This is a genomic window from Flavobacterium anseongense (genome assembly GCF_021608185.1).
GTDB lineage: Bacteria > Bacteroidota > Bacteroidia > Flavobacteriales > Flavobacteriaceae > Flavobacterium > Flavobacterium anseongense.
The window spans coordinates 105438-129369 of the sequence record NZ_JAKIHN010000005.1; the positions used below are offsets into that span (position 1 = coordinate 105438).

General features: G+C 34.6%; 27 protein-coding genes. 9 read left to right on the top strand and 18 right to left on the bottom strand.

The features are described 5' to 3' along the window. Together L1S35_RS08585 and L1S35_RS08590 are read left to right on the top strand one after the other, a co-directional pair. Entirely contained in the window at positions 1 to 552 is a 552-nt protein-coding gene (locus tag L1S35_RS08585) for an RNA polymerase sigma factor (RefSeq protein WP_236399369.1), read from the top strand. Next, positions 549 to 2198: a porin family protein gene (locus L1S35_RS08590; RefSeq protein WP_236399372.1), complete on the top strand. Its 1650-nt coding sequence runs from the start codon at positions 549 to 551 to the stop codon at positions 2196 to 2198. The genes L1S35_RS08585 and L1S35_RS08590 overlap by 4 nt, the downstream gene beginning before the upstream one ends. An 87-nt stretch (positions 2199 to 2285) precedes the next feature. Here L1S35_RS08590 and L1S35_RS08595 read toward each other — a convergent pair whose 3' ends face one another. Continuing rightward, a complete protein-coding gene (locus L1S35_RS08595) occupies positions 2286 to 3026 on the bottom strand; it encodes a lysophospholipid acyltransferase family protein (RefSeq protein WP_236399374.1) in 741 nt (246 codons plus the stop codon). Between the two features lie 261 nt (positions 3027 to 3287). Between L1S35_RS08595 and L1S35_RS08600 the strand changes: the two genes are divergently transcribed. The 5 genes from L1S35_RS08600 to trpS all read left to right on the top strand — a co-directional run bounded on the left by L1S35_RS08600 (position 3288) and on the right by trpS (position 7966). Beyond that, a complete protein-coding gene (locus L1S35_RS08600; RefSeq protein WP_236399377.1) occupies positions 3288 to 4721 on the top strand; it encodes a circularly permuted type 2 ATP-grasp protein in 1434 nt (477 codons plus the stop codon). 28 nt (positions 4722 to 4749) lie between these two features. After that, a complete protein-coding gene (locus L1S35_RS08605) occupies positions 4750 to 4926 on the top strand; it encodes a hypothetical protein (RefSeq protein WP_236399417.1) in 177 nt (58 codons plus the stop codon). Between the two features lie 36 nt (positions 4927 to 4962). Next, positions 4963 to 5916 carry an alpha-E domain-containing protein gene (locus tag L1S35_RS08610; RefSeq protein ID WP_236399420.1) on the top strand — a complete coding sequence of 318 codons (954 nt, stop codon included), beginning with the start codon at positions 4963 to 4965 and terminating at the stop codon, positions 5914 to 5916. Between the two features lie 4 nt (positions 5917 to 5920). Further along, complete coding sequence (locus tag L1S35_RS08615; protein ID WP_236399422.1) at positions 5921 to 6868, top strand: transglutaminase family protein; 948 nt, start codon at positions 5921 to 5923, stop codon at positions 6866 to 6868. Between the two features lie 120 nt (positions 6869 to 6988). Next, complete coding sequence (trpS, locus tag L1S35_RS08620; RefSeq protein WP_236399425.1) at positions 6989 to 7966, top strand: tryptophan--tRNA ligase; 978 nt, start codon at positions 6989 to 6991, stop codon at positions 7964 to 7966. Between the two features lie 2 nt (positions 7967 to 7968). On the opposite strand, the gene dprA is transcribed toward trpS, so the two are convergent. Beyond that, positions 7969 to 9081, bottom strand: a complete 1113-nt coding sequence (gene dprA, locus L1S35_RS08625) for a DNA-processing protein DprA (protein WP_236399427.1) — start codon at positions 9079 to 9081, stop codon at positions 7969 to 7971. Between the two features lie 101 nt (positions 9082 to 9182). Between dprA and L1S35_RS08630 the strand changes: the two genes are divergently transcribed. Continuing rightward, entirely contained in the window at positions 9183 to 10121 is a 939-nt protein-coding gene (locus L1S35_RS08630) for an HU domain-containing protein (RefSeq protein WP_236399429.1), read from the top strand. A gap of 58 nt (positions 10122 to 10179) precedes the next feature. After that, complete coding sequence (locus L1S35_RS08635) at positions 10180 to 10689, top strand: acyl-CoA thioesterase (protein WP_236399431.1); 510 nt, start codon at positions 10180 to 10182, stop codon at positions 10687 to 10689. A 42-nt stretch (positions 10690 to 10731) separates the two neighbouring features. Here the strand turns inward: L1S35_RS08635 and L1S35_RS08640 are convergent, their stop codons facing one another. The 16 genes from L1S35_RS08640 to L1S35_RS08715 form a co-directional block, all read right to left on the bottom strand. Beyond that, positions 10732 to 11994 (bottom strand): murein hydrolase activator EnvC family protein, encoded by a 1263-nt coding sequence (locus tag L1S35_RS08640; RefSeq protein ID WP_236399433.1) that lies wholly within the window; start codon positions 11992 to 11994, stop codon positions 10732 to 10734. Between the two features lie 16 nt (positions 11995 to 12010). Further along, a complete protein-coding gene (gene lolB1, locus L1S35_RS08645) occupies positions 12011 to 12799 on the bottom strand; it encodes a lipoprotein insertase outer membrane protein LolB1 (protein WP_236399435.1) in 789 nt (262 codons plus the stop codon). Continuing rightward, positions 12799 to 14154, bottom strand: coding sequence for a tetratricopeptide repeat protein (locus tag L1S35_RS08650; RefSeq protein WP_236399437.1), 1356 nt, complete (start codon positions 14152 to 14154; stop codon positions 12799 to 12801). The genes lolB1 and L1S35_RS08650 overlap by 1 nt, the downstream gene beginning before the upstream one ends. A 26-nt stretch (positions 14155 to 14180) precedes the next feature. Continuing rightward, entirely contained in the window at positions 14181 to 15191 is a 1011-nt protein-coding gene (locus L1S35_RS08655) for a sugar phosphate nucleotidyltransferase (RefSeq protein ID WP_236399440.1), read from the bottom strand. A gap of 105 nt (positions 15192 to 15296) precedes the next feature. Further along, positions 15297 to 15731 carry a dUTP diphosphatase gene (gene dut / locus L1S35_RS08660; protein ID WP_236399443.1) on the bottom strand — a complete coding sequence of 145 codons (435 nt, stop codon included), beginning with the start codon at positions 15729 to 15731 and terminating at the stop codon, positions 15297 to 15299. A 1-nt stretch (position 15732) separates the two neighbouring features. Beyond that, positions 15733 to 17202 (bottom strand): lipopolysaccharide biosynthesis protein, encoded by a 1470-nt coding sequence (locus L1S35_RS08665; RefSeq protein WP_236399446.1) that lies wholly within the window; start codon positions 17200 to 17202, stop codon positions 15733 to 15735. A gap of 50 nt (positions 17203 to 17252) precedes the next feature. Further along, a complete protein-coding gene (locus L1S35_RS08670; protein WP_236399449.1) occupies positions 17253 to 17690 on the bottom strand; it encodes a GNAT family N-acetyltransferase in 438 nt (145 codons plus the stop codon). 77 nt (positions 17691 to 17767) lie between these two features. Further along, on the bottom strand, positions 17768 to 18628 hold the full coding sequence (gene atpG / locus L1S35_RS08675) for an ATP synthase F1 subunit gamma (RefSeq protein WP_236399452.1): 861 nt from the start codon (positions 18626 to 18628) through the stop codon (positions 17768 to 17770). Positions 18629 to 18699: 71 nt separating this feature from the next. Further along, positions 18700 to 20274 carry a F0F1 ATP synthase subunit alpha gene (atpA, locus tag L1S35_RS08680; RefSeq protein WP_236399455.1) on the bottom strand — a complete coding sequence of 525 codons (1575 nt, stop codon included), beginning with the start codon at positions 20272 to 20274 and terminating at the stop codon, positions 18700 to 18702. A gap of 23 nt (positions 20275 to 20297) precedes the next feature. After that, positions 20298 to 20831 (bottom strand): ATP synthase F1 subunit delta, encoded by a 534-nt coding sequence (gene atpH, locus L1S35_RS08685; protein WP_236399827.1) that lies wholly within the window; start codon positions 20829 to 20831, stop codon positions 20298 to 20300. After that, a complete protein-coding gene (locus L1S35_RS08690; RefSeq protein WP_236399458.1) occupies positions 20831 to 21331 on the bottom strand; it encodes a F0F1 ATP synthase subunit B in 501 nt (166 codons plus the stop codon). Before L1S35_RS08690 ends, atpH begins: the two co-directional genes overlap by 1 nt. 100 nt (positions 21332 to 21431) lie before the next feature. Next, positions 21432 to 21629, bottom strand: a complete 198-nt coding sequence (gene atpE / locus L1S35_RS08695) for an ATP synthase F0 subunit C (protein ID WP_236399461.1) — start codon at positions 21627 to 21629, stop codon at positions 21432 to 21434. A 61-nt stretch (positions 21630 to 21690) separates the two neighbouring features. Next, positions 21691 to 22812 (bottom strand): F0F1 ATP synthase subunit A, encoded by a 1122-nt coding sequence (gene atpB / locus L1S35_RS08700; RefSeq protein WP_236399464.1) that lies wholly within the window; start codon positions 22810 to 22812, stop codon positions 21691 to 21693. A 115-nt stretch (positions 22813 to 22927) separates the two neighbouring features. Further along, a complete protein-coding gene (locus L1S35_RS08705) occupies positions 22928 to 23326 on the bottom strand; it encodes a hypothetical protein (protein ID WP_236399467.1) in 399 nt (132 codons plus the stop codon). Continuing rightward, complete coding sequence (locus L1S35_RS08710; RefSeq protein WP_236399470.1) at positions 23323 to 23559, bottom strand: AtpZ/AtpI family protein; 237 nt, start codon at positions 23557 to 23559, stop codon at positions 23323 to 23325. The genes L1S35_RS08705 and L1S35_RS08710 overlap by 4 nt, the downstream gene beginning before the upstream one ends. Then, on the bottom strand, positions 23528 to 23932 hold the full coding sequence (locus L1S35_RS08715; protein WP_236399473.1) for a bactofilin family protein: 405 nt from the start codon (positions 23930 to 23932) through the stop codon (positions 23528 to 23530). Before L1S35_RS08715 ends, L1S35_RS08710 begins: the two co-directional genes overlap by 32 nt.

Genomic DNA, 23932 nt, shown 5'->3' on the forward strand with positions numbered 1-23932 from the left:
TTGGATTTAAATCAACTCATAAATGATTGCAAAAACAATGATAGAAAAGCACAAGAACAGTTATACAAATTGTATTCACCAAAACTGTTTGCGGCTTGCTTAAAATATTCACGCAATTATACTGAGGCGCAAGACAATTTACAAGATGGATTTATATTAATTTTTAATAAAATAGAACAATATTCGTTTAAAGGTTCTTTTGATGGTTGGCTTAAACGTGTTATGATTAACAATGTTTTACAGCAATACAGAAATCAGACTTTTTTAAGTTTAGTAAACGAAGATGTTCCTGAAGATACTGAGATTGAAATTGATGACGAGGATATATCATTAGAGTATTTGCTAAAGATTATTCAGGAATTACCAGACAGGTATCGATTAGTTTTCAATCTTTATGTAAATGATGATTATTCGCATGCCGAAATTGCCGAGATGCTTTCCATAAATATTGGAACATCAAAATCGAATTTGTCTCGTGCACGAATGATTTTAAAAGAAAAAATAGAACAATACAAAAACGTTTCAAATAAAACGTTTCCTTCAGCAAAATGAGTGAAAGAAAAAACATAGATCGTCTCTTTCAAGAAAAATTCAAAGATTTCGAAGTAACGCCTTCGGATGAAATTTGGGGAAATATTGAAGCAAAACTCGATCAAAAAAAGAAAAGAAGAGTAATTCCGTTTTGGTGGAAATTATCGGGTGTTGCTGCGGTATTTTTACTTGGATTTTTCATCACCAAATCCATTTACAATCCGGGAATTAGTACCGACCCGAGCTTTAGCGAACCGGCGCAGCAAAATTCGGTTGTAAATGGAAGTAATCCAAACAAAACAGAGCGCCCAAATAAGAAAGATATAAATAAAAATGCTGCTGAAATTAAAGCCGGAGATGCTATTGTTAGTGAAAATAATTCCAGCAATACAAATACAGAAGATGTAAATAAAAAGGAATTAAAAAATAATAGTTCCGTTTCTGACGCTGTCGCGAATACTGATGAAAAAGCAAGAAACAATACCGCTTCAGAAAACAAAACTAAAAGAACTATCTATTCCCAAAAATCTGCCGTCGCCGATAAAAAGCCTTCCAACTATCGTTCATTGAAAAACAAATCAAATCCTGATCAAAATAAAAGTGCTGTGGCTGAATCTGTTTTTGAAGAAGCTCAAAACCAAGTAGCTCACAAAACCAACAGCAATAAATCGAAAGCTGAAACAGACCAAAATCTTATTCTGAAACAAGACGAACAAGCTAAACAGAATGCACTAACCGCCATTGACCAAAAAAATAAAACGTCAATTGAAAATAAAAACATCAATCTTGATGATTTAAAAGGGAATGCCATATCCAAAATTGATACAAAAGAAATTGAAAAGAAAGTAAACGACACAGCTTCCAAAAATAGTGTCGCTAATAATGAATTGGAAGAATTGCTTAATGAAAAAGAAAGCAAATTAAAGCAGGAATCTAAAAGAAATAGGTGGCAACTCACCTCAAATGTTGCCCCTATTTTTTTGGGTTCAATTTCAAATGGCTCGCCAATTGATTCAACACTTACCAACAATTCAAAATCATATAACACCAATATTGGTTTCGGACTTGGTGTAAGTTATGTTGTAAATAAAAAATTATCCGTCAGAACCGGATTAAATAAAGTTAATATAAGCTATAATACAAATGACATTGTGTTCTTTACCGGACTTCAGGCTAAGATGTTAGCCAATGTTTCGCCAACAGCTTCGAGTTCGATGATACACGTAGAAACACCAAGCAATAGAGCAGTAAGTGCAACTTCAGAAAACGGATTTTTGCCTTTTGAGAGTTCGATTGCTCATGAAAACAGTGGCTATCTGAAACAGGAAATCGGTTATATTGAAATGCCTGTCGAGATGACTTATTCGCTTTTTGATAAAAAATTCGGCTTGAAAATTATTGGCGGATTTAGCTCGCTTTTTTTACAAGACAACAGTATTTCAATTGTATCAAAAGACAGCAATGTATTGCTCGGAAAAGCAAGTAATTTAAACGATGTGCATTTCAGTACCAATTTGGGATTGGGAATAAAATATGGTTTTATGAAATCTTTTGAATTCAATTTAGAGCCAACAGTAAAATATCAATTGAACACCTTTAGCTCAAATTCCGGGAATTTCAAACCTTACATCTTTGGAATTTACAGCGGAATCAGCTATCGATTTTAATAAAAAGGTTTGTTTTAAAATTAGTTAGATGGTGTTATTGCTTTCGAGTAATAGCAAGAAAGAGTTCTGGAATACGGAACTCTTTTTTTATGGATTATATTCTTGAAGCTGTTTTAAAATAACTTCTCTAACTGAAGGTTTCAGTGTTTTTTTATATTCCGAAGATTTATCTTTTGTATCAAAAAAAGGATGAATTTTTACACGCATCAAACCAGGACTTCCGCTGAAAAAAGTATATGAAAATCTTTTTTTGTTATCGGCAAATGTAATCGGAACAATCGGAATGTGATGGTCAATCGCTAATCGGAAAGCACCGTCTTTAAATTCATCTAAAACTATTGATTCATCATCAGGAACCCCGCCTTCAGGGAAAATGCAAATGCTCAAACCTTGATTTAGTCTTTTTTGAGCTCTTTCAAAAACAGCCATTCTGCTTTTAGAACTGCTTCTGTCAACCATGATACAAGTTCGTTTATAGAAAAACCCAAAGAGCGGAATTTTTGCTAACTCTTTTTTACCAACAAATACAAAAGGATTTTTTACTACTGAAAGCATCAGCATAATATCAGTCATAGAAGTATGATTGGCAACAAACATATAACTTTTCCCTTCAATGATTTCTTCTTCTGTTTCCAATGCAACTCTGAAACCCATTCCGAATAAAATGACTTTTGCCCAAATTCTGGCCATCACAAAAAAATAAGGATACCATTTCTCGGAAAGAATAGAAATAAAAAGAAACGGAAACATGACAATTATGGGAACCGCCATTAAAACATAGAACCAAACGCGATAAAGTGTCCAAAAAACAATTTTCAGTGCTCTCATATTGTCAAATGTAATAAATCGCAAGTGATTTTTATAAATCAGCCAAAAATATATAAAGTTCGAAATGTGAAATTATTAAAAACAGCACCCTAAAAAAAGACATTTATCAAAAAATAATTGTCAAAAAAAGAAAAGCATAATAGTTGTCAAATATTTAATAAAATGACAATTATACAGAGAATAAAATTATATTTTAGCTTTTACTTATTATTATTTTCAATAAAATAATCGAAAGTTTAACTTTTTAATAATGGAGATACAATGACGATGATGCCCGAATTAAATGGTAATGGTTGGGATGAAATGTTTTCTACTAAAGGAGTTCGCGATTCTTACCGGCAAGTATTAGATACGTTACAAAACTTAAATCCCGAAAGTCTCAAAGCCAAACAAAAACAGGCTTCAGATTCTTTTATGAATCAAGGAATTACATTTACCGTTTATAGTGATGACAACCAAGGCATCGAACGAATTTTCCCTTTTGATATTATCCCAAGAATTATCACAAAGAAGGATTGGTTAGAAGTAGAAACCGGAATTAAACAACGATTATTAGCGTTGAATCTGTTTTTAGAAGACATCTATACTGATCAAAACATTATAAAAGACGGTATAATTCCGGCTTCGTTGATTGCATCATGTCCTCATTATATTCAAGAAGTACATGGTATAAAACTGCCGCATAATATTCATGTTCATATTGCCGGAATAGATTTGATTCGGGGAGCAAAAGGAGAATTTTATGTTCTCGAAGATAATCTAAGATGTCCGAGCGGTGTTAGTTATATGCTTGAGAATCGTGAAATTACAAAGCGAATATTCCCGGAAATGCTTGCTTCAAATTATGTAAGCATGGTAAGCAATTATCCTATAATACTTCATAATATATTAGTTTCCTTATCACCAAGAAATGTCTCAAACCCAAATGTTGTACTCCTAACTCCCGGAGTTTATAATTCCGCTTATTACGAACATACTTTTTTGGCAAGGCAAATGGGAATTCCATTGGTTGAAGGCAGAGACCTGATAGTGAACAACAATAAAGTGTATATGAAAACTACATCAGGACTATATCAGGTTGATGTAATTTATAGACGATTAGACGACGAATATCTTGATCCATTAGTTTTTAAACCAGACAGCACACTAGGTGTTCCCGGACTTATAAGCACATATAAACAAGGAAATGTAGCTATAGTAAATGCTGTTGGAAATGGTGTTGCAGATGACAAAGCAGTATATGCCTTCGTGCCGGATATGATAAAATATTATCTGAATGAAGAGCCAATCCTTAAAAATGTTCCCACGTATCAAATGGAAAATAAAGAGGAAAGAGAACTTGTATTTGCCGACATGGGAAATATGGTTATCAAAGAAACCAATCAAAGTGGTGGTTACGGAATGATAATGGGAAATAAAGCTACTGAAGAAGAGCTTGAAAAAGGGAAAATTGCTATTCTGGCCAATCCAAGAAATTTTATTGCACAACCTATTATTCAACTCAGTACAGTTCCCTGTTTAATCGATGGGCAATTGAAATTACGCCATGTTGACTTGAGACCTTATGCCTTATGCGGCCCTAATGGAGTTGAAATTGTGCCTGGAGGATTAACTCGCGTTGCATTAACTGAAGGTTCATTAGTAGTAAACTCTTCTCAAGGAGGAGGGAGCAAGGACACCTGGATTTTAAAATAATTTTAATTTAACTTTTAAATCAATACAAATGAAAACACTTATGACAAACAGAGTTACAGAAGGTAAATTCTGGCTCTACACGAACACAGAATCAATAGAAGATTCTAACATAGAAAGAGGGAAATTGACTCAAGCTGAATCTGAAGTTTCAATTATTGAATCAATTATTGAAACTATTGTAGAACCTATTATCTATAAATGTTAAAATAGAGAAGGGATAAAATTAATTATATCGATTTAAATGAAACCAAATATGCTCAGTCGGGTAGCAGAAGGAATGTTTTGGCTTGACCGATATATGGAAAGAACTGACGGGATGTTACTGACTTTAAACACGTTTTACATTCTGTCTTTTGATAAAGAAATGAATGATTCTCTGGGATACAAGCCTCTATTGGACTACTATACAGACTTGTCTCCTGAAAAAATTAATGCGGTGCAATACGACACGAATTTTGTGCTGAAATATATCATTTGTGACAATCAAAATCACAATTCGGTTAAAAATTTAGTGATTAAAGCACGTGAAAATGCCCGAGGTTCTCAAGACAAAATAACCAAAGAGCTCTGGGAACATATCAATTCTTTGTACCATTTTATGAATTCTCCCGATTTACCAAAACAATTGGAATCATCTAATGCATTAAAAATTGTTACCAAATTAAATAAAGATTTTCTGCTTTATAATGGCATTCTTCAGGTTACGATGCCAAGAGGATTAGGTTGGTGTTTTTCCGGAATTGGTAAACATATCGAAAGATGTTTACAAACAATTTCGCTTACTCAGGCTTACTTCTCAACTATCTCTTATAATCTTGACGGAAACGAAGATTTACTCTATTGGAGAAGATTATTATTATCACTTTCGGGTTATGAAATGTATTTGAAAAGCTATAGCAATATTCCTCACAATCGCAAAGTAGTGCAACAAGTTATCTTTAACAGAGATTTTGCACACTCTGTGATTTACAATTTAGATTTGATTGATACTTCTTTAAATTATCTATTTAAAGACAACACATTAAGTGAAGCACGAACATTAAATAACCAATTTGGAAGATTAAAAAGCTATGTTGAATACACCGATTATCATAATCTTAACAATCATCAATTAGAAGAAGTTTTGAATAATACCAAATCACAATTAAATCAATTTTCGTTCGATTTTTCTAAATTATTTTTCTCTTATACATAATATAATGGCAGTTTTTAAAATAGTTCACATTACAAAATACCAATACAACTGGCCCATAAAAGAAAGTATAAACGAAATTCGTTTGTTTCCTCACAATTTTGATAATCAAAAGGTTTTAGAATACCATCTTTTGATAACCAATAATCCTGACGTAATAATTTCTGAAGACTATTATGGAAATCGGGTTGGGAATTTCAATTATTATGAAGCACATACCGAAATGATCATCGAATCAAGAATGCTGGTAAGAGTAAATCATTCATTAAAAATTCCCGATATAGATGCTACTAAGGTTGAAGATTTAATTCCACATTACGAAAAAAACATCTTACTATTAAGACTTAGCTATCCTGAAACCATAACAAAACAAAACGAAATTCTTTCTATTTTAGATAAAATTGGTTGTGCTGATAAGCCTATTATAGAAATCGCCCAACAATGCAACGAATACATTTTCAATAATTTTGAATACACTAAAGGAATCACAAATATTGAAACTACTGTAGATGAAATTCTGGAAATGAAAAAAGGCGTTTGCCAGGATTTTGCGCATCTTTTATTGCAACTTGTTCGAACTGCCGGAATTCCTGCCAGATATGTGAGTGGTTATATCTGTCCGAATAAAAGTGGTTTCAGAGGCGAAGGAGCAACTCATGCCTGGGTAGAAATTTACACGCCAAATCAAGGTTGGCTTGGACTTGATCCAACTAATAATATCTGGACAATGGATAATCATGTAAAACTTTCAGTTGGGAGAAATTTTTATGACTGTTCTCCCGTAAAAGGAATATTTAAAGGACTTGCCAAGCAAACACTTTCCGTTTGCGTTTCAATAGGTTATGAAGACGGTCGCCAATTTGAAGAGATAAATGATGTGCAGCTACAGGAAGTTTCGGTAGAATTTCAGGAACAATTAGACAGCATGGAACTACTTCATCAGCAACAGCAGTAATAAATAATTTTAGCAAAAACACTCCTTTTGGCTGCGCTTAATTTGTACTGCATAAAAACTTTACAAACTTTGCTAAAATCTCTATAAACTTTGCGAACTTTGTTGGCAAGAAAAAAAACCATGTCAAAAATACTAACCGGAATTCAAAGCACAGGAACGCCACATTTAGGAAATCTATTAGGCGCTATTCTACCAGCCATTGAACTGTCAAAAAATCCAAGTAACGAATCGTATTTATTTATTGCCGATTTGCATTCAATTACACAAATTAAAAACGGAGATGAACTTCGCCACAACACGTATAGCACTGCTTCGGTTTGGTTAGCTTGTGGATTGGATGTCAATAAAGTGATTTTTTACCGTCAGAGCGATGTGCCTCAAACTGCTGAATTGTCTTGGTATTTGAGTTGCTTTTTCCCTTTTCAACGTTTGACATTGGCACATTCTTTTAAAGACAAAGCCGATAGATTGGAAGATGTGAATGCGGGTTTATTTTCGTATCCAATGCTTATGGCTGCTGATATTTTATTGTATGATGCGAATTTTGTTCCGGTTGGAAAAGACCAATTGCAGCATATTGAAATTACGCGTGATGCCGCTTCCCGTTTTAATCATCAAATGGGAGAAACCTTTGTAATTCCGGAAGCAAAAATTGAAAAAAACACTATGTATGTTCCCGGAACTGATGGACAGAAAATGAGCAAATCACGTGGAAACATCATCAATATTTTTCTGGATGATAAAGCGTTGCGCAAACAAATCATGAGCATTGAAACAGATAGCACACCATTGGAAGAACCAAAAAATCCGGATACGTGCAAAATATTTGGACTTTATAAATTGTTGGCAAACGAAACTCAAATTGCTCAAATGAAAACCAAATATGCCAATCTCAACAGAGATTTTGGTTATGGTCATGCCAAACAGGAATTGTTTGAGTTAATCGTTTCCAACTTCAAAACCGAAAGAGAAAAGTACAATTACTACATGAATAATCTTCCGGAAGTTGATGCGTTACTAAAACAAGGTGCCGCAAAAGCCGGATCAATTGCCGATGTTGTTTTGAAAAAAGTCAGAGTGAAATTGGGATTTGAATAAACCTAAACCGCTTCAAACAATTTTCCAGGCAAAGGTCGAATAACGCCTTTTAATTCCATATTCAAGAGTAAGGAGGAAATTCTAAAAATCGGGAAATCACAATCGAGAGCAATGATGTCTAACAATTGCTTTCCGTTTTTTTGCAGATAATCATAGACTTTTTGTTCCTCATTATCAAGAGTGACAAACAATTGTTTTTGAATAACCGATTTGTCATTGCGAATTTGCGAGGCAATCTCCCAATTCAGAATATAAATCAAATCGGCTGCGGATGTCATCAAATTTGCCCGTTGAGTTTTAATTAAAGTATTGCATCCCTGACTGTATTTATCCGAAACTCTTCCCGGCACAGCAAACACATCGCGATTGTATTCATTTGCCATTATTGCAGTAATTAAAGAACCGCCTTTTTCGGCACTTTCAATGACGACTGTAGCTTCGCTCATTCCTGCAACGATGCGATTGCGACGCACAAAATTCTCCTTTTCGGGATTGGAATTGCTCCAAAATTCAGTTAGAAATCCACCGTTATTTTCCATTTTGGCAACGTATTTTTTGTGCGGTTTTGGATAAACCTGATTTAAACCATGAGCCAAAACTCCAATGGTTTGCAGCTTGTTTTCAATCGCTGCCTGATGCGCAACAATATCAACACCATAGGCAAAACCGCTAACAATTATTGGATTAAAAACAGCTAAATCTTCTATTAGTTTTCTACAAAAATCTGCGCCATGTGACGTGACTTCACGCGTACCAACGATGCTGATTATTTTTCTGTTTTCTAAGTTTATATTTCCCGAGCCAAAAAGCAAAACAGGTCCATCGCTGCAATGTTTTAACTTGTTTGGATAATCTTCATTTTGATAATTCAAAACGGCTATTTTCTCCTCTTCTACAAACCGCAATTCCTGCTCTGCTTTTTCGAAAACGGTCTTATCCTTTAAATTCTTAATCAAAACCGAACCAATCCCATCAATTGCTTTTAACTGATTTGATTTAGCATTAAACACATTTTCAGCTGAACCGCAATGATTTATGAGTTTTTTGGCAACAACATCTCCAACGCCATCTACTTTTAATAGTGCTAAAAGGTTAAAAAGTTCTGTTGAATTCATGTGCTCATTTTACTACAAAAATAATTATTTTTTGTGGGGATTGTTAATAAATATTGTGAATAATTTTTTGATAGTGTTATTGTTTATCTAAATTTGTTGATATGAAGATTGAACAATACATTTCCCAATTATTATATCGTTATCAATGTGTTACCGTACCAGGATTTGGTGCGTTTCTGACTGAATTTCAGTCGGCACAATTGGACGAAAACTCGCATTCGTTTTATCCTCCAAAAAAGATGGTTTCTTTTAATCCGTTTATTAAAAACAACGATGGATTGTTGGCAAATCATTTGGCGGAAGCTGAGAAAATATCTTATGAAATTGCAGTAAATATTATTCAAAACGAAGTATCACATTGGAAAACTAAAATTCAGGAATTCGGAAGTTTTTCGGTAAAAAATGTCGGTGATTTTACATTGAATTCTGAGAAGAATATTGTTTTTGTTCCGGTAGATCAAATCAATTATCTAACTGCTTCTTTCGGATTGAGTTCTTTTGTTTCGCCTTCTGTTAAGCGTGAAGTTTATAAAAAACAAGTTGAACAACTGGAAGAAAAAGCACCAATTGCTTTCACACCAGAGAAAAAGAAAAATTATTCCATTTTAAAATATGCTGCTGTTTTCTTATTGTCAGCGGGAATTACCGGAACTTTTGGTTATAAATATTATGAAAATCAAATTGAGCAGGAAACGCTTATGGTGCAAGCCAATGTTCAGAAAAAAGTAAATCAAAAAATTCAGGAAGCTACTTTTTATATTTCAAATCCGTTACCCGCAGTTACACTAACAGTTGCCTCTGAAAAAATGCCTTATTGTGTCGTTGCCGGTGCTTTTAGAATAGAAAGTAATGCCGAAGAACAATATCAAAGATTACTTAAATTAGGATTTACAAAAGCCAAAAGATTAGCGCCAAACAAGCATGGTTTATTCCCAGTGCTTTACGGAAGTTATTCGACTTATTCAGAAGCCAATGATGCTATGAAGAATATTCGAAAATTAGACAATAAAGATGCCTGGCTTTTGATCGAAGAACAATAAAATTATCCCTAGAAATAGGGATTTTTTGTTTTCTGTAAGTACCTTTGCAAAAAAAAGTATGAGTCCGAAACATCCTTCCGAATCGTTAACCATCTTAACTGATTTAGTTTTACCAAGCGAAACCAATCCTTTGAACAATCTTTTCGGAGGCGAATTATTAGCCCGAATGGACAGAGCTGCAAGCATTGCTGCCAGAAGACATTCTCGAAGAATTACTGTGACCGCTTCTGTAAATCACGTAGCTTTTAATCGTGCCATTCCTTTAGGAAGTGTGGTAACGGTTGAAGCCAAAGTTTCACGTGCTTTTACTTCTTCTATGGAAATCTTTTTGGATGTTTGGATAGAAGATAGAGAATCGGGAAATAAAAGTAAAGCTAACGAAGCCATTTACACTTTTGTTGCGGTTGATGAAATGGGAAATCCTGTTCCTGTTCCACAAATAGAACCTCAGACAGATGAAGAAAAAGCCAGATATGATGCCGCTTTACGCAGAAAACAATTAAGTTTGGTCTTGGCAGGAAAAATGAAACCACACGATGCAACCGAATTGAAAGCATTGTTTTTGTAATAAAAAATTCCTCTAGTCCTATTAAACTAGAGGAATTCTTTATTACATATTAAACAACCAACTTGCCGGATTATTATAGGTCGTGTTTTGAAGAATCAAGAATTTCAAAACCGTTTTCCCGGTGTCACCATTAGTTCTGATTTTACCTAAAGTTTGTTTGGTAGAAACTTTATCTCCAACGCTTACGTTTACACTAATTAGGTTTTGATATACCGTGAAATAATCTCCATGCTGAATAAAAACTGCAATATTTAAAGGCGATAACTTAATTACTTTCGTTACTTCGCCACCAAAAACTGCTCTGGCAGAAGCGCCGTTTTCTGTAGTAATTTCAACACCACTGTTATGAACCGTTAGAGTTCTGTATATTGGATGCGGTTGATCTCCGTATGCTAAAGAAACGGCTCCTTTTTCAACTGGCCAAGGCAATTTTCCTTTGTTGGCCCTGAAATTATTGGCAACCAATTGCCCTTCTGAAGTCAATACAATTTTTGTTGACGATTCTACCGCTTTTGTCGATTCGGCCGTAGTTGATTTTGGATTCGCTTTGGCTTTTGCCGCCGCTGTTTTTTTATTGGCTGCAGCAATAGATTCCCGAATTAACTTTTGAATCTGCGCATCAATCTTTCTTGTTTCCTGTTGTTTCTTCTTAATCTCGGCAGTGATTTTGCCTTTGTCCTTTTGTATTTGTAGCGCTATTTTTTCCTGCTCTTTTTTCTCCTTTTCTAATTCTTTCTTTTCGTTTTCGTTTTCTGCAATTAGTTTTTCCTTTTCTGTTTTTTGGACAACAATTTTATTGGTATAACCAACCAATTGCTTTGTTTTTGCTTCTATTTCTTGTCCTTGCATTTTTCTATAACTAGCATATTGTTTCATATACTGTGCTCTTTTGTAAGCTTGCAAAAAGTTTTCCGAAGACAATAAAAACATGGCTCTACTTTGTTCAGACCTACTTTTATAGGACTTCATAATCATCGCGGCATAATCCTTTCTGAGTTGCTCCAATTCCCGGTTGAGCTGGTTAATTTTCAATTGATTTACATAAATATCATTCCCTAACAACTTGGTTTGCTTCTCGGTTGTTTTTATCAATTTTTCTTTTAACCCAATCTTTTCCTTTTGAATTAATAACTGAGTAACAACTGATTTCTCTTTGCTTTTTACTGATTGTAACAACTGTTCTTTTTCCTGAATCTCTAACTGAATTTTAGCTTTACGCTCTTCGAGTTGTTCCTGCGTTGGCGGTTGGCTCCACATTTGAATTGTGAAACAGAAGAATAATAAAGAGAGAAATAATTTTGGCATTGTTGTCTTATTTTGGCTAATCTTTTATAAAAATTCTATCATATCCATCAGGGACACTGTAAGGAAATGACAAATCTTCGTTGAATGTTATCGAATTATAATCAACTATAATGGCTGTTTTTTCATTTTTTTGAAATGCATTTATTGTCAAAGCTGCCGGAAAAATGCCCGAAGCAAATTCCTGAAAATTGGGATAATTCGCTTCAAATTTTCTTGCTTTTTCGGGCTGACTAATTTCTTGCTTTTTTAATAAAAAATGCTCTGCTTCAAAGAAAAAAGATTTTTCGGTTTTGTCCTCAACAGTATTCAATTTATAGAATTTATCTGTTTCGGTAAATGAATAATTCCCTTTTGTCAAATCGTCAATTGGTTCCCCAATCAGCATGTTTTGTATTTTATTAAAATCTAAATCAGTTCCCAGCCATCGACTCAACGCTTCGTAATTTCCTTCGAAATATTCGCCGTTTATCTTTTCATAATATTTTACTTCGCTTGGCGTAATCAATGCTTTTGCCATTGTTATTCCCAATACGCGAATGCTTACTAAAATCTTTTCGTCTTTCTTGATTTTGATTTCGGCAGAAACACTTTGCGAATCATCTTCGTGCTTGTATTTGGCGTTGGCTCTAATGTATAACGTCGAAAAATCATTTTTATTATTGTAATGATTTTGGATTATCTTTTCAGAAGTCAAAGCGTTCTCATCTTTAACGACCGCTGTTGGAGTCTTTGTATCAACAAAAACCGCTTTTGATTTACAGGAACTTAAAAAAATAATCGCCAGAATAAACAATCCTTTTTTCATTATTTTTTTTGTTTTTTTATGAGTTCATCCGCTTTGGCAAAATACTTTTCTTTTTTATTTGAATCTCCCAAACCACTATAGGCTTCTCCCAGTTGAATATTGAAATTGATTTCTAATGATGCATCGTCAACAACAAAATCTAAACCCGAATCTAAAATTGTTATCGCCTTTTTAAAGTTTTTCAACTGATTATTAGCAAGCCCGGCATAATAGTAGAACTGTGGTTGTGTTGGAAAAAGCTGTGTCAGATCATCTGCTTTTTTGGCCAAATCAGTAAACTGCTGATTTTCTGTGTAAGCCTGCATCAATAAAAGCTGGGTTTCAACATCGTCCGGATCACTTGTTAAATGCATGTTTAAATACTTGACCGCTTTCCCGAAATTGGATTTCGAATAATAAAATTTACCTATTTCTTTAGCAACTCTTACATCTTTATCATTATCAAAATAAGAAATAGCTTTATCTAAATCGGCTTCATAATTTGGATTATTTTTGGTGAAAATCAGAAACTCATTGAGCATTCTATGTTTAATTTTAGAATCTATTTTTTTGCTAGGAAACACAATATTCATAGCTTTAACTGCATTATCTCCATCATTCTTATTCAAATGAAATTTAAATAAACTCACTTGCGCCCAATCAGAAGTTGGAATTTCTTTTTCTAATTTTTGCGCAATTTCTAATGCTTTTTCTTCCTGATTGCTCTGCGAATACATATAAATCAAAGCAATATAATTGGATTCTTCTTTTGGAAATTTCTTAATCTGATCTAATAAATGAAATTTTTCAGCCGATTGGTATTTGGCATCTTTTAGAATGTCTGCCTTATACAATTCGCGCTTGTCGGATTTCCCAAACTTAGCGTTCAATTCGTTGATAAGTTCCAAGGCTTTGTCAAATTGCTGTGTATTCATATACAAAGAAGTCAGGTCTTCTTTATAATCTTCTTTGAATGTTACCAATTTTTCAACTATCGGAATCGCTTTATTGTAATCTCGAACGGCATAACAAACATCGTACATTCCAACCCAGGCCCAACGGTTTTTTGGTTCCATCTTGGCGACCTTTTCAAAGTTTTCATAGGCTTCATTATACTTTTTCTGAGCTAAATAATTCTTGCCCAACTCAAAATAAATCACTGGGTTTTCAGGTTGAATTACCATTCCCTTTTCTAAAGCCTCAATTGCCTTGTCATAGTTTTCGATGCTTTTTTGTTGGATTGCTTCATAGAATATCTCTTCAAATCCATCGTCTATAGTTACAACATCATTCGTTGGTTCGTTTTGAGCCAACGTGCAATTGGGAAGGCAAAGCATCCCAAAAAACAACAGACAATAAATTTTTAAATTTTTCATTTATGCTGAATTCATTTCAGTATTTTTTATTCTAAAACCGAGTAATCTCCGATGCTGATGCTGGTAAAATTTCCGTCAAAATTTGCATGATTTCCAATCATGGCGTTGTCTAATTTTGCATTTTTGATATGAGCATGTGTTTGAATCAAACTATTTTTAATTGTTGAATCGATAACATGAGTGCCTTTCCCTAACGAGACATTTGGACCAACAGTCGAGTTTATCAAAACGACATCTTCACCAATATAACATGGTGGAATTATAGTTGAATTTTCCTGTTTCACATCATAATCAATCAAATGTTCGCCATCATTGTGCAAAAACCCGAGCATTCTCGAATTGGTCTCTACCGTTACATCTTTGTTACCACAATCCATCCATTCATCGACCTTGCCCGGCACAAATTTCATGCCTTTTGCCATCATTTGTTTAATTCCGTCATTAATTTGGTATTCGCCACCATGAATGATATTATTATCTAACACCGATTGTAATTCATTTTTTAAAACAGCAACATCTTTGAAATAGTAAATTCCGATAACTGCTAAATCCGAAACAAATTCTTTTGGTTTTTCAACCAATTCTACAATTTCGTTGGCTTCATTTAAGTTAATCACACCAAATGCTTCAGGCTGATCGACTTGTTTTACCCAAATAACACTATCGGCGGTTTTATCTAAATCGAAATCGGCACGGATTAATGTATCTGCATAAGCAATTACGGCCGGACCGCTCAAAGAATTTTTAGCACACATAATGGCGTGACCTGTTCCGAGCGCTTCGTTTTGGTAGTAAATCGTTCCTTGCGCACCAAGTTTTTGAGCGATGGCAATCAAATCTTCTTCAACTTTTTTGCCAAAACTTTCGTGGATGATAAAAGCCACTTCATCTATTTTCTGATTCAAAACACTGGCAATATCTTCCACTAATCGGTGAACGATTGGTTTTCCTGCAATTGGAATTAACGGTTTTGGGATTGTTAATGTATGTGGGCGAAGACGTGAACCACGACCAGCCATTGGAACTATTATTTTCATATTGGCCTCCCCTGTCCCCTCCAAAGGAGGGATAATCTATCGAGGAACATAGGTTTTATAATATAAATAATTTTATTTTCAAATTCCCACATTGGGGGTTAGGGCTTACTTCACCCCAGTACTACCAAATCCGCCTTCACCACGTGACGTTTCGGACAATTCCTGAACTTCATTCCACTCGGCTCTTTCGTGTTTGGCGATGATTAATTGGGCTATTCTTTCACCGTTTTCAACGACAAAATTTTCATTGGATAAATTTACTAAAATCACACCAATTTCTCCACGATAATCGGCATCAACTGTTCCGGGAGAATTGAGCACTGTTATTCCTTTTTTAGCTGCCAAACCACTTCTTGGACGAACTTGGGCTTCGTATCCAATTGGTAGTTCGATAAAAAGTCCGGTTTTTACAATGGCTCTTTCTAAAGGTTTTAGTGTAATTGGTCCGTCCAGATTTGCTCTTAAATCCATTCCGGCAGAGGCAATGGTTTCATAATTTGGCAAATCGTGTTGCGATTTGTTAATGATTTTTATGGTCATTTTATTTTGCTTTTCTTTTTATGATTCGGAGTAATGTTTCTTTTTCACTGTAATAAATGAAATATAAAAATAAGCCTAACAAGATTATTTTCACAGGATAATTTTCTCTTAGATAGGGAATGTAAAATGCGATTGCCGAAAACAATATCGTCAATCCCAAATAACTAAAAATTCTATTGAAATCGTATGGGATCGGATAATGATTTTGTCCCCATTTGTAGGAGATAATCATCATGCTTCCATAAGCCGCAATGGTTGCAATAGCTGAACCATAATAACTCATTGACGGTATCAAAAGCCAATTCAATATCAACGTTATGGCAGCGCCAATTATTGAGATGTAAGCTCCTATTCGGGTTTTGTCTATCAGTTTGTACCAAACGGAAAGATTGGTGTAAATTCCAAGGAAGAAATTGGCTAAAACAATCAGCGGAACAACTTGTATCGCGTCCCAATAATTCTCATCGGGCACTAATGGTTGTTTTAATAAATCTATAAAAACAATTACAAACAAACAGATGAAAGAACCAAAAATCACAAAATACTTGGTAATGGTGGCATAAGTTTGTTGTGCATTTTCATTGGCTGCATGACTAAAAAAGAACGGTTCGATTCCTAAAGTATAAGCCGTTCTGAAAAGCACCATAAACATTCCGATTTTATAACAGGCTGAATAGGCTCCAATATCAGACAACGGAACATGCATCCAGTCTAAAAGAATTTTGTCAAAATGCTCGTTGATGGCAAAGGCAATTCCGGCAAATAAAATTGGCAATCCATAACTCATCATTTTTTTCCAAAGTGCAGCATCAAAATGCCATGCTATTTTAGTGTAATTCGGAATCAGCACCAGAAATGTAGCCAGACTTGCCGCAACAAATGAAATAAAAATATAGCCTATCTGATAATTATCGATATAAATCGTATTGAAAAAACCATCCGGATTATTGGCTGCTAAATTGGGCAAAATCGCCAAAAAGAAAAGCGTCAACACTAAACTTATGGTAGTATTTCCAATTTTTATCGCGGCATATTTCATAGGTTTACGTTCGGCACGAAGCTTTGAAAATGGGATGATGGCAAGTGCATCTAGTGTTAAAATCCAAACTGTATAAGTGATGTATTCTACTTTGATATCGGACCAGTCTGCCAACGTATTTCGGAAAAGTAATCCCAACACCAAGAATCCTAAAGAAGACCAAAACAACGAAATGGTAGCCGTAGAAATAACATTTTTCTTGTCATTTTGTTCGGAATTATAAAATCTGAAAAAGGCGGTTTCCATTCCGTAAGACAACAACACATTGAAAAAAACCAAATAGGAAAAAATAATCGACACTTCGCCCATTTTACTTTTGTCAGGCAAAAACATCACATAAATCGGATTCAGAATGAAGCTGATTAGCCTTGGTATAACCGTAGCCAATCCGTAAATTATGGTTTGTTTAAAGAGATTTTTATATAAACTCAAGATGTTGAATATTGCTTTGGAATGATAACAAAAGTAACCAATTCTTTGGTTTAAGTTAAGCCGTTTTCGTCTAAAATTTTAACGAAATGAAAACCTTTGGGACCAAATCCTTGATTATAGTAAAAACGATGTGCCGGAAAGTTGGTAGTATAGGCATCAAGGACAATATTGGTACAGCCTAATGCCTTAGCTTTTTCTTCTACAAAATCACAAATCATGTTGCCAATTCCTTTGGAGCGATGGTCTGGATGAACGATGAAATTATCTATTTCCAATGCTTTCCCACACCAAAGTTTTGTTTGAAACCAAAGTCCGGTAACTCCGAGACATTGACCGTTTTCAAATACGGCAACTTGAGAATAATTATTCGGAATCATGACCTCGAGAAACGATTTGTATTTCTCAGGAGTCATTTTGGTGTACATTAAATGCATCAAATCAAACTGTGGCAACATTTCTTCTAACAAAGTAAGTTCTTTGATTTCCATTGTGCTTTTTTATTTAAAAGTATAAAAAAAGAGCTAACATTTTTGTTAGCTCTTTTATAATTATTTGAATTAATGAATTACCCTTTCAACGCTTCGGCTCCACCAACAATCTCTAAAATCTCGTTGGTAATTGCTGCTTGACGTGCTTTGTTGTATGTCAGTTTCAATTGGTTTCTTAACTCGGTTGCGTTATCGGTTGCTTTGTGCATTGCCGTCATACGTGCTCCGTGTTCTGATGCAAATGAATCTCTGATTGATTTATACAATTGTGTTTTCAATGATTTTGGAATCAATGTCAATACAATTTCTTCTTTTGATGGTTCGAAAATATAATCTCCGGTTGAAGCCGGTTTGTCTGATTGTATTGGTGCTAACGGTAAAAACTGTTCGGTTTGAACGATTTGTGTTGCAGCGTTTTTGAATTGGTTGTATACAATTTCAATTTTGTCATACTCACCAGATGTGAACTTTTCGATTAATATTTCGGCTATGCTTGAAACATTATCAAAAGTCAAATCATCAAAAATTTCATTGTGATGACCATGAACATTATACGCTTTTCCTAAAACGTCGTTTCCTTTTTTCCCAATTGGAAAAATATCAACTTGTTTTCCTTCGTAACTGTCTGCCACAACTTTTACCTGCTTGATAACATTGGTATTAAAAGCACCGCACAAACCTCTGTTAGATGTTATGGCTACAATTAAAACTTTGTTTATTTCGCGTTGTGCTGTAAACTCGCCTCCTGCGTCTCCGTCTAAAGTAGCGCTTACATTTTGCAAAAGTTCAGTCAATTTTTCGGCATAAGGTCGCATCGCTGTAATAGCATCTTGAGCTTTTTTCAGCTTTGCAGCAGATACCATTTTCATCGCCGATGTAATTTGCATCGTAGATGAAACGGAACTAATTCGATTACGTATTTCCTTTAAGTTTGCCATTGTTTAATGTAGAAATGTACCAATTAATCAATGTGAAAATTGTTACATGTTCACATTGATACATTGAATAATTAATATTTCGCTGAAAGTTCTTTAGCTACTTTTTCTAAAACGTCAGTAATATTGTCATCCAATTTACCTGCTTTTAAAGCATTTAAAGTGTCTTTGTGTTTGCTGTTTAAATAATCGATAAAGCTTCTTTCGAATTCTTTTACTTTGTTAACAGGAACACTTCTCAACAAGTTTTTAGAACCTGCATAGATAATTGCAACCTGATCTTCTACAGTATACGGATCGTTTACGGCTTGTTTCAGGATTTCAACGTTTCTTCTTCCTTTTTCGATTACGTTTAAAGTAACAGCATCCAAATCAGAACCAAATTTTGCAAACGCTTCCAATTCACGGAATTGTGCCTGGTCTAATTTTAATGTTCCGGCTACTTTTTTCATCGATTTAATCTGAGCATTTCCTCCAACACGTGATACTGAAATACCTACGTTAATAGCGGGACGAACTCCAGAGTTAAACAAATCTCCATCAAGGAAAATCTGTCCGTCAGTAATCGAAATTACGTTAGTTGGGATATAAGCAGAAACGTCACCCGCTTGTGTTTCGATAATTGGCAAAGCCGTTAATGAACCACCACCTTTTACGATTGGTTTCAATGAATCAGGTAAATCGTTCATGTTTTTTGCGATATCATCATCCGCAATTACTTTACAAGCTCTTTCTAATAAACGAGAGTGTAAGTAGAATACGTCTCCAGGATAAGCCTCACGTCCCGGTGGTCTTCTTAACAAAAGAGATACCTCACGGTAAGCCACCGCTTGTTTTGATAAATCATCATAGATAATCAAGGCAGGACGACCTGAATCTCTGAAATATTCACCGATTGCAGCTCCGGCCATTGGCGCATAAACCTGCATTGGTGCTGGGTCAGAAGCATTAGCAGCAACGATAACTGTGTAAGCCATTGCTCCTTTTTCTTCTAATGTTTTAGCTATTCCGGCTACTGTTGACGCTTTCTGTCCAACAGCAACATAGATACAAAATACCGGTTGACCAGCATCGTAGAATTCTTTTTGGTTAAGGATGGTATCGATACAAACTGTAGTTTTCCCTGTTTGACGGTCACCAATAACTAACTCTCTTTGTCCTCTTCCAACCGGAATCATCGCATCGATAGATTTGATTCCTGTTTGTAATGGCTCAGTTACCGGTTGACGGAAGATAACTCCAGGAGCTTTTCTTTCCAATGGCATTTCGTATAAATCACCACCAATTGGACCTTTACCGTCGATTGGATTACCCAATGTATCAACAACACGTCCTACGATTTGCTCACCAACTTTAAGCGATGCAATACGTTGTGTTCTTTTTACTGTAGAACCTTCTTTAATTCCTGTAGATGGTCCTAAAAGTACAACTCCTACATTGTCTTCTTCTAAGTTCAAAACGATAGCTTCCAATCCGTTGTCGAATTGTACTAACTCACCGTATTGAGCGTTTGATAACCCGTAAACACGAGCAATACCATCACCTACCTGAAGAACAGTTCCTACTTCTTCTAATGTTGCACCTGATTCAAAACCAGATAATTGTTTCTTTAATATTGCTGAAATTTCAGCTGGATTGATTTCTGCCATTTTGATATATCTTTAATGGTAATCTAGTTACTAAATTCTCTTTTTAATTCCTGCAATCTGTTTGACACAGAAGCGTTATATTGTTTGTCGCCTATTCTCAAAATAAATCCACCAATTATTGAAGGATCGACAGTGTTTTGAATAGTTAATTTTTTAGTCGAAATGGTTGCTGCTTTTGCTAAAATCTGAGCTTCTAAGTCTGCAGAAATAGGAAAAGCTGTAGTTACTTTTGCCACTTCAACACCGTTGATTTCGTCAAATTGAGTGTTGTATTGTTTAGCAATAGCTACTAATATTTCAAATCTTTTGTTTTCTTGTAGCAATCTGAAAAGCGATTTGGTTTCAGCCTGAACTGAGCCAAAAACTTCTGCCAAAGCGTTCATCTTCAATTCTGATTTGATTATTGGACTAGCCAAAAACTCTTTTAAATCAGTACTTGAATCAACCGCAGCTATAATTGATTTCATATCATCATTTACCTGACCGGCTTTTCCGCTTGAAACCGCAGTTTCTATAATTGCTTTCGCGTATCTAATCGCAGCTCTTGACATAACGATTAATTTAATTTAACGTCACCTAACATTTTCTCAACCAATTTGGTTTGAGAAGCTTTGTCAGCTAATTCATTTCTTAATACTTTCTCTGCTATTTCGATAGACAAGTTAGAAACCTGATTTTTCAAATCTGCCATAGCAGCATTTTTCTCGCTATTGATAGCTGCTTTTGCCTGTTCAATCATTTTACCTGCCTGAACTTGTGCTTCTTCTTTAGCTTCAGAAACAATTTTATCTTTAATTTCTCTTGCTTCTTTTAGAATAGCATCTCTTTCAACTCTAGCTTGGGCTAATAATTTTTCGTTGTCTGAATTTAATTTTTGCATATCTTTTTTTGCAATTTCTGCAGAAAGCAATGCATTTTTGATTCCTTCTTCTCTTTCGTTAACGGCATCAAGAATTGGTTTCCAAGCGAATTTTCTTAATAAGAAAACTAACAACAAGAAAATTAATGTTTGCCAGAAGAATAATCCGAACGAGAAATCATTTATTAACTTTTCCATAATTTAATATGTATTATATATGTAAAATTTTTATTTCTTTTTAGAGATAAACCAAAGCTGCAACCAACCGTTGCAGCATTTGGATTATTGTTTGTTTGGATTAAGCAACAGCAAATAATGCCGCAAACCCAATTCCTTCAACAAGTGCAGCTGCAATAAGCATCACTGTTTGAATTTTTGCTGTAGCTTCTGGTTGACGAGCAATTGCATCTAATGCAGAACCACCGATTCTACCGATACCAATTCCTACTCCAATAACTACTAATCCTGCTCCTACTAAATTAAGAGTACCTTCCATAATGTATATATATTTAATTAAACATTCAAATTTGTGTTGTAAGCGTGAAGCCTACTGCATTTTAATGATGAGCATCATCATGATGATGCTCTTCAACAGCAGCACCAAAATATAAAGCGGTCAACATTGTAAAAATATAAGCTTGTAAAAGCGTTACTAAAATTTCAATTAATGAAATGACGAATGAAAGTCCGAATGCTAAAGGGCTTCCTATCCAGCTTTTGAAAATGAACATCATTCCAATCAAACTCATTATAACGATGTGACCTGCAAACATATTAGCGTACAAACGAATCATTAATGAGAACGGTTTGATGATTGCGCCCATCAATTCGATTGGTGCCAAAATAATTTTCATTGGAACCGGAACACCTGGCATCCAAAAAATATGCAACCAATAATCTTTTTTAGCGGTAAACGTTGTGATAATGAACGTTAAAACTGCCAATCCGAAAGTTACAGAGATATTACCTGTAACATTGATTCCGAATGGCAACATACCAATAACATTCAAAAACCAGATAAAAAAGAATACCGTCAATAAATGACTCATATATTTTTTATAGTGTCTTTCTCCAATATTTGGGATTGCAATTTCATCACGAACGAATAATACGATTGGCTCGAAAAATCTTCCTGCTCCTGCTGCTACACCACCATTTTTAGAATATGATTTTCCTAAACCTCTGAACAATAAGAACATTAAAAGTGCTATAATCAACATAGAGAAAACTCCCTTTGTGATTGAAAAATCTAGTGGCTTTGCGTTTGTTGGATGTCCATCGTGCTCGGTTAAAGTACCTGCTGCATCTGTTTTGTAGATTCTTTCATGATGTAAAACATAATAGTTTCCACCATCTTCTGCAACCGATTTTCCTTCATGAAATTTTGAAGAAGAAAAAATGTGAAGACCGTTATCCCAAAGAATGATAGGCAATGGAAAACCATAATGTTTCCCTGTTTCCTCGTCAGCAAAGAAATTAAAGCTGTGTGAATCTAAAACGTGGTGATTTTTTACTTCGTTAATCTGTTTTTTAATTTCAGCCTTTGGATCCTGGTTTTCTTTGGTAACAGCTTCTTCATGTCCTGAAGCTGGTTCAGGTGAATTTGCTAATAAAACCGAAGGCAAAAAAGCAATTAAAGCTACTATACTATAAAGGAATGATTTTTTCGAAAACACCATAACTATGATTTGTCTAAATTTTATTTCTGAAATTTGGTGCAAAAGTACACTTTTAATTAATATTAAAAAGTATAAGTTTTATTTTTTTTGATGGAATTGTCGATTCTAAAACAATTTATTGCTTATTGTTTAAAATTCTGATGGTTACATAGGTTTCTATTGCCAAAAAGTAAATAAATATCGCAAAGAAATTCATCTTTTCTGTTGGTGTTTTTGGAAGATTGGTATGGATTATTGGTCTTAAAAAAGCATACGCAATTGCCATCTTTAAAGTTGTGAATGCTAAAAAAGCATAACCAACAGAGTTTTCGGATGTCTTTCTTACCATAGTCAACAACGATACTATAACCCCCGAAAGCAAAGCAAACAGTAAGTATAGCAACAATGTTGAATAAATAAAGCTGTCTTCGAATTCCTTTGGAATGACGAAATACGATATAGTTTTGTGAACGATAAGACCGATTATGGCTGCAATAAAGACTGTAAAAAGGGAATTGTATTTTTTTAAATTCATTTTTCTTCCTCCGATTTGTTTATTTCTTTTAACTGTCGGGCGATGTTGTAAAACGCAATTACAACACCGACCATGGTTAAGATTTTTACATATAAATTATCTTTGTTTGTGAATTTTAGGTCAAGCCATTGACCAAGTTTTGCAAACAGAAAAACAATGATTCCCATTTGGATGGGAATATTAATAAGGGATAACCATTTATTACGCTGTTTTTTCTTCTGCTGATTTTCCATCGGTAATCATGTTTTTTACATGAGGTTTCATTATACATGACGCACTGAATTCGGCTCCGGGTTCAACCGAAAGTTTTCCGCAGATTACTTCGCCATGAATGTGGGCTTTGGATTTTATATTAAGTATTTCCTGTACTTGTATTTTCCCTTCGAAAACACCTTCGATGTCGGCATTTTTACAAACAATATCGCCTTTCACACTGCCAGCCGGACCAATTACGATTTTGCCTTTTGATTGAAAATTGCCAACCAAATGGCCGTCTAAACGAAAATCCGCAGGTGAAATTATGTCACCCTGAATGGTAGTTCCTTCAACAATTCTATTGGTTTTTCCCAATAAATCGGTGTACGATTTTGGACTTTTTTCAAACAT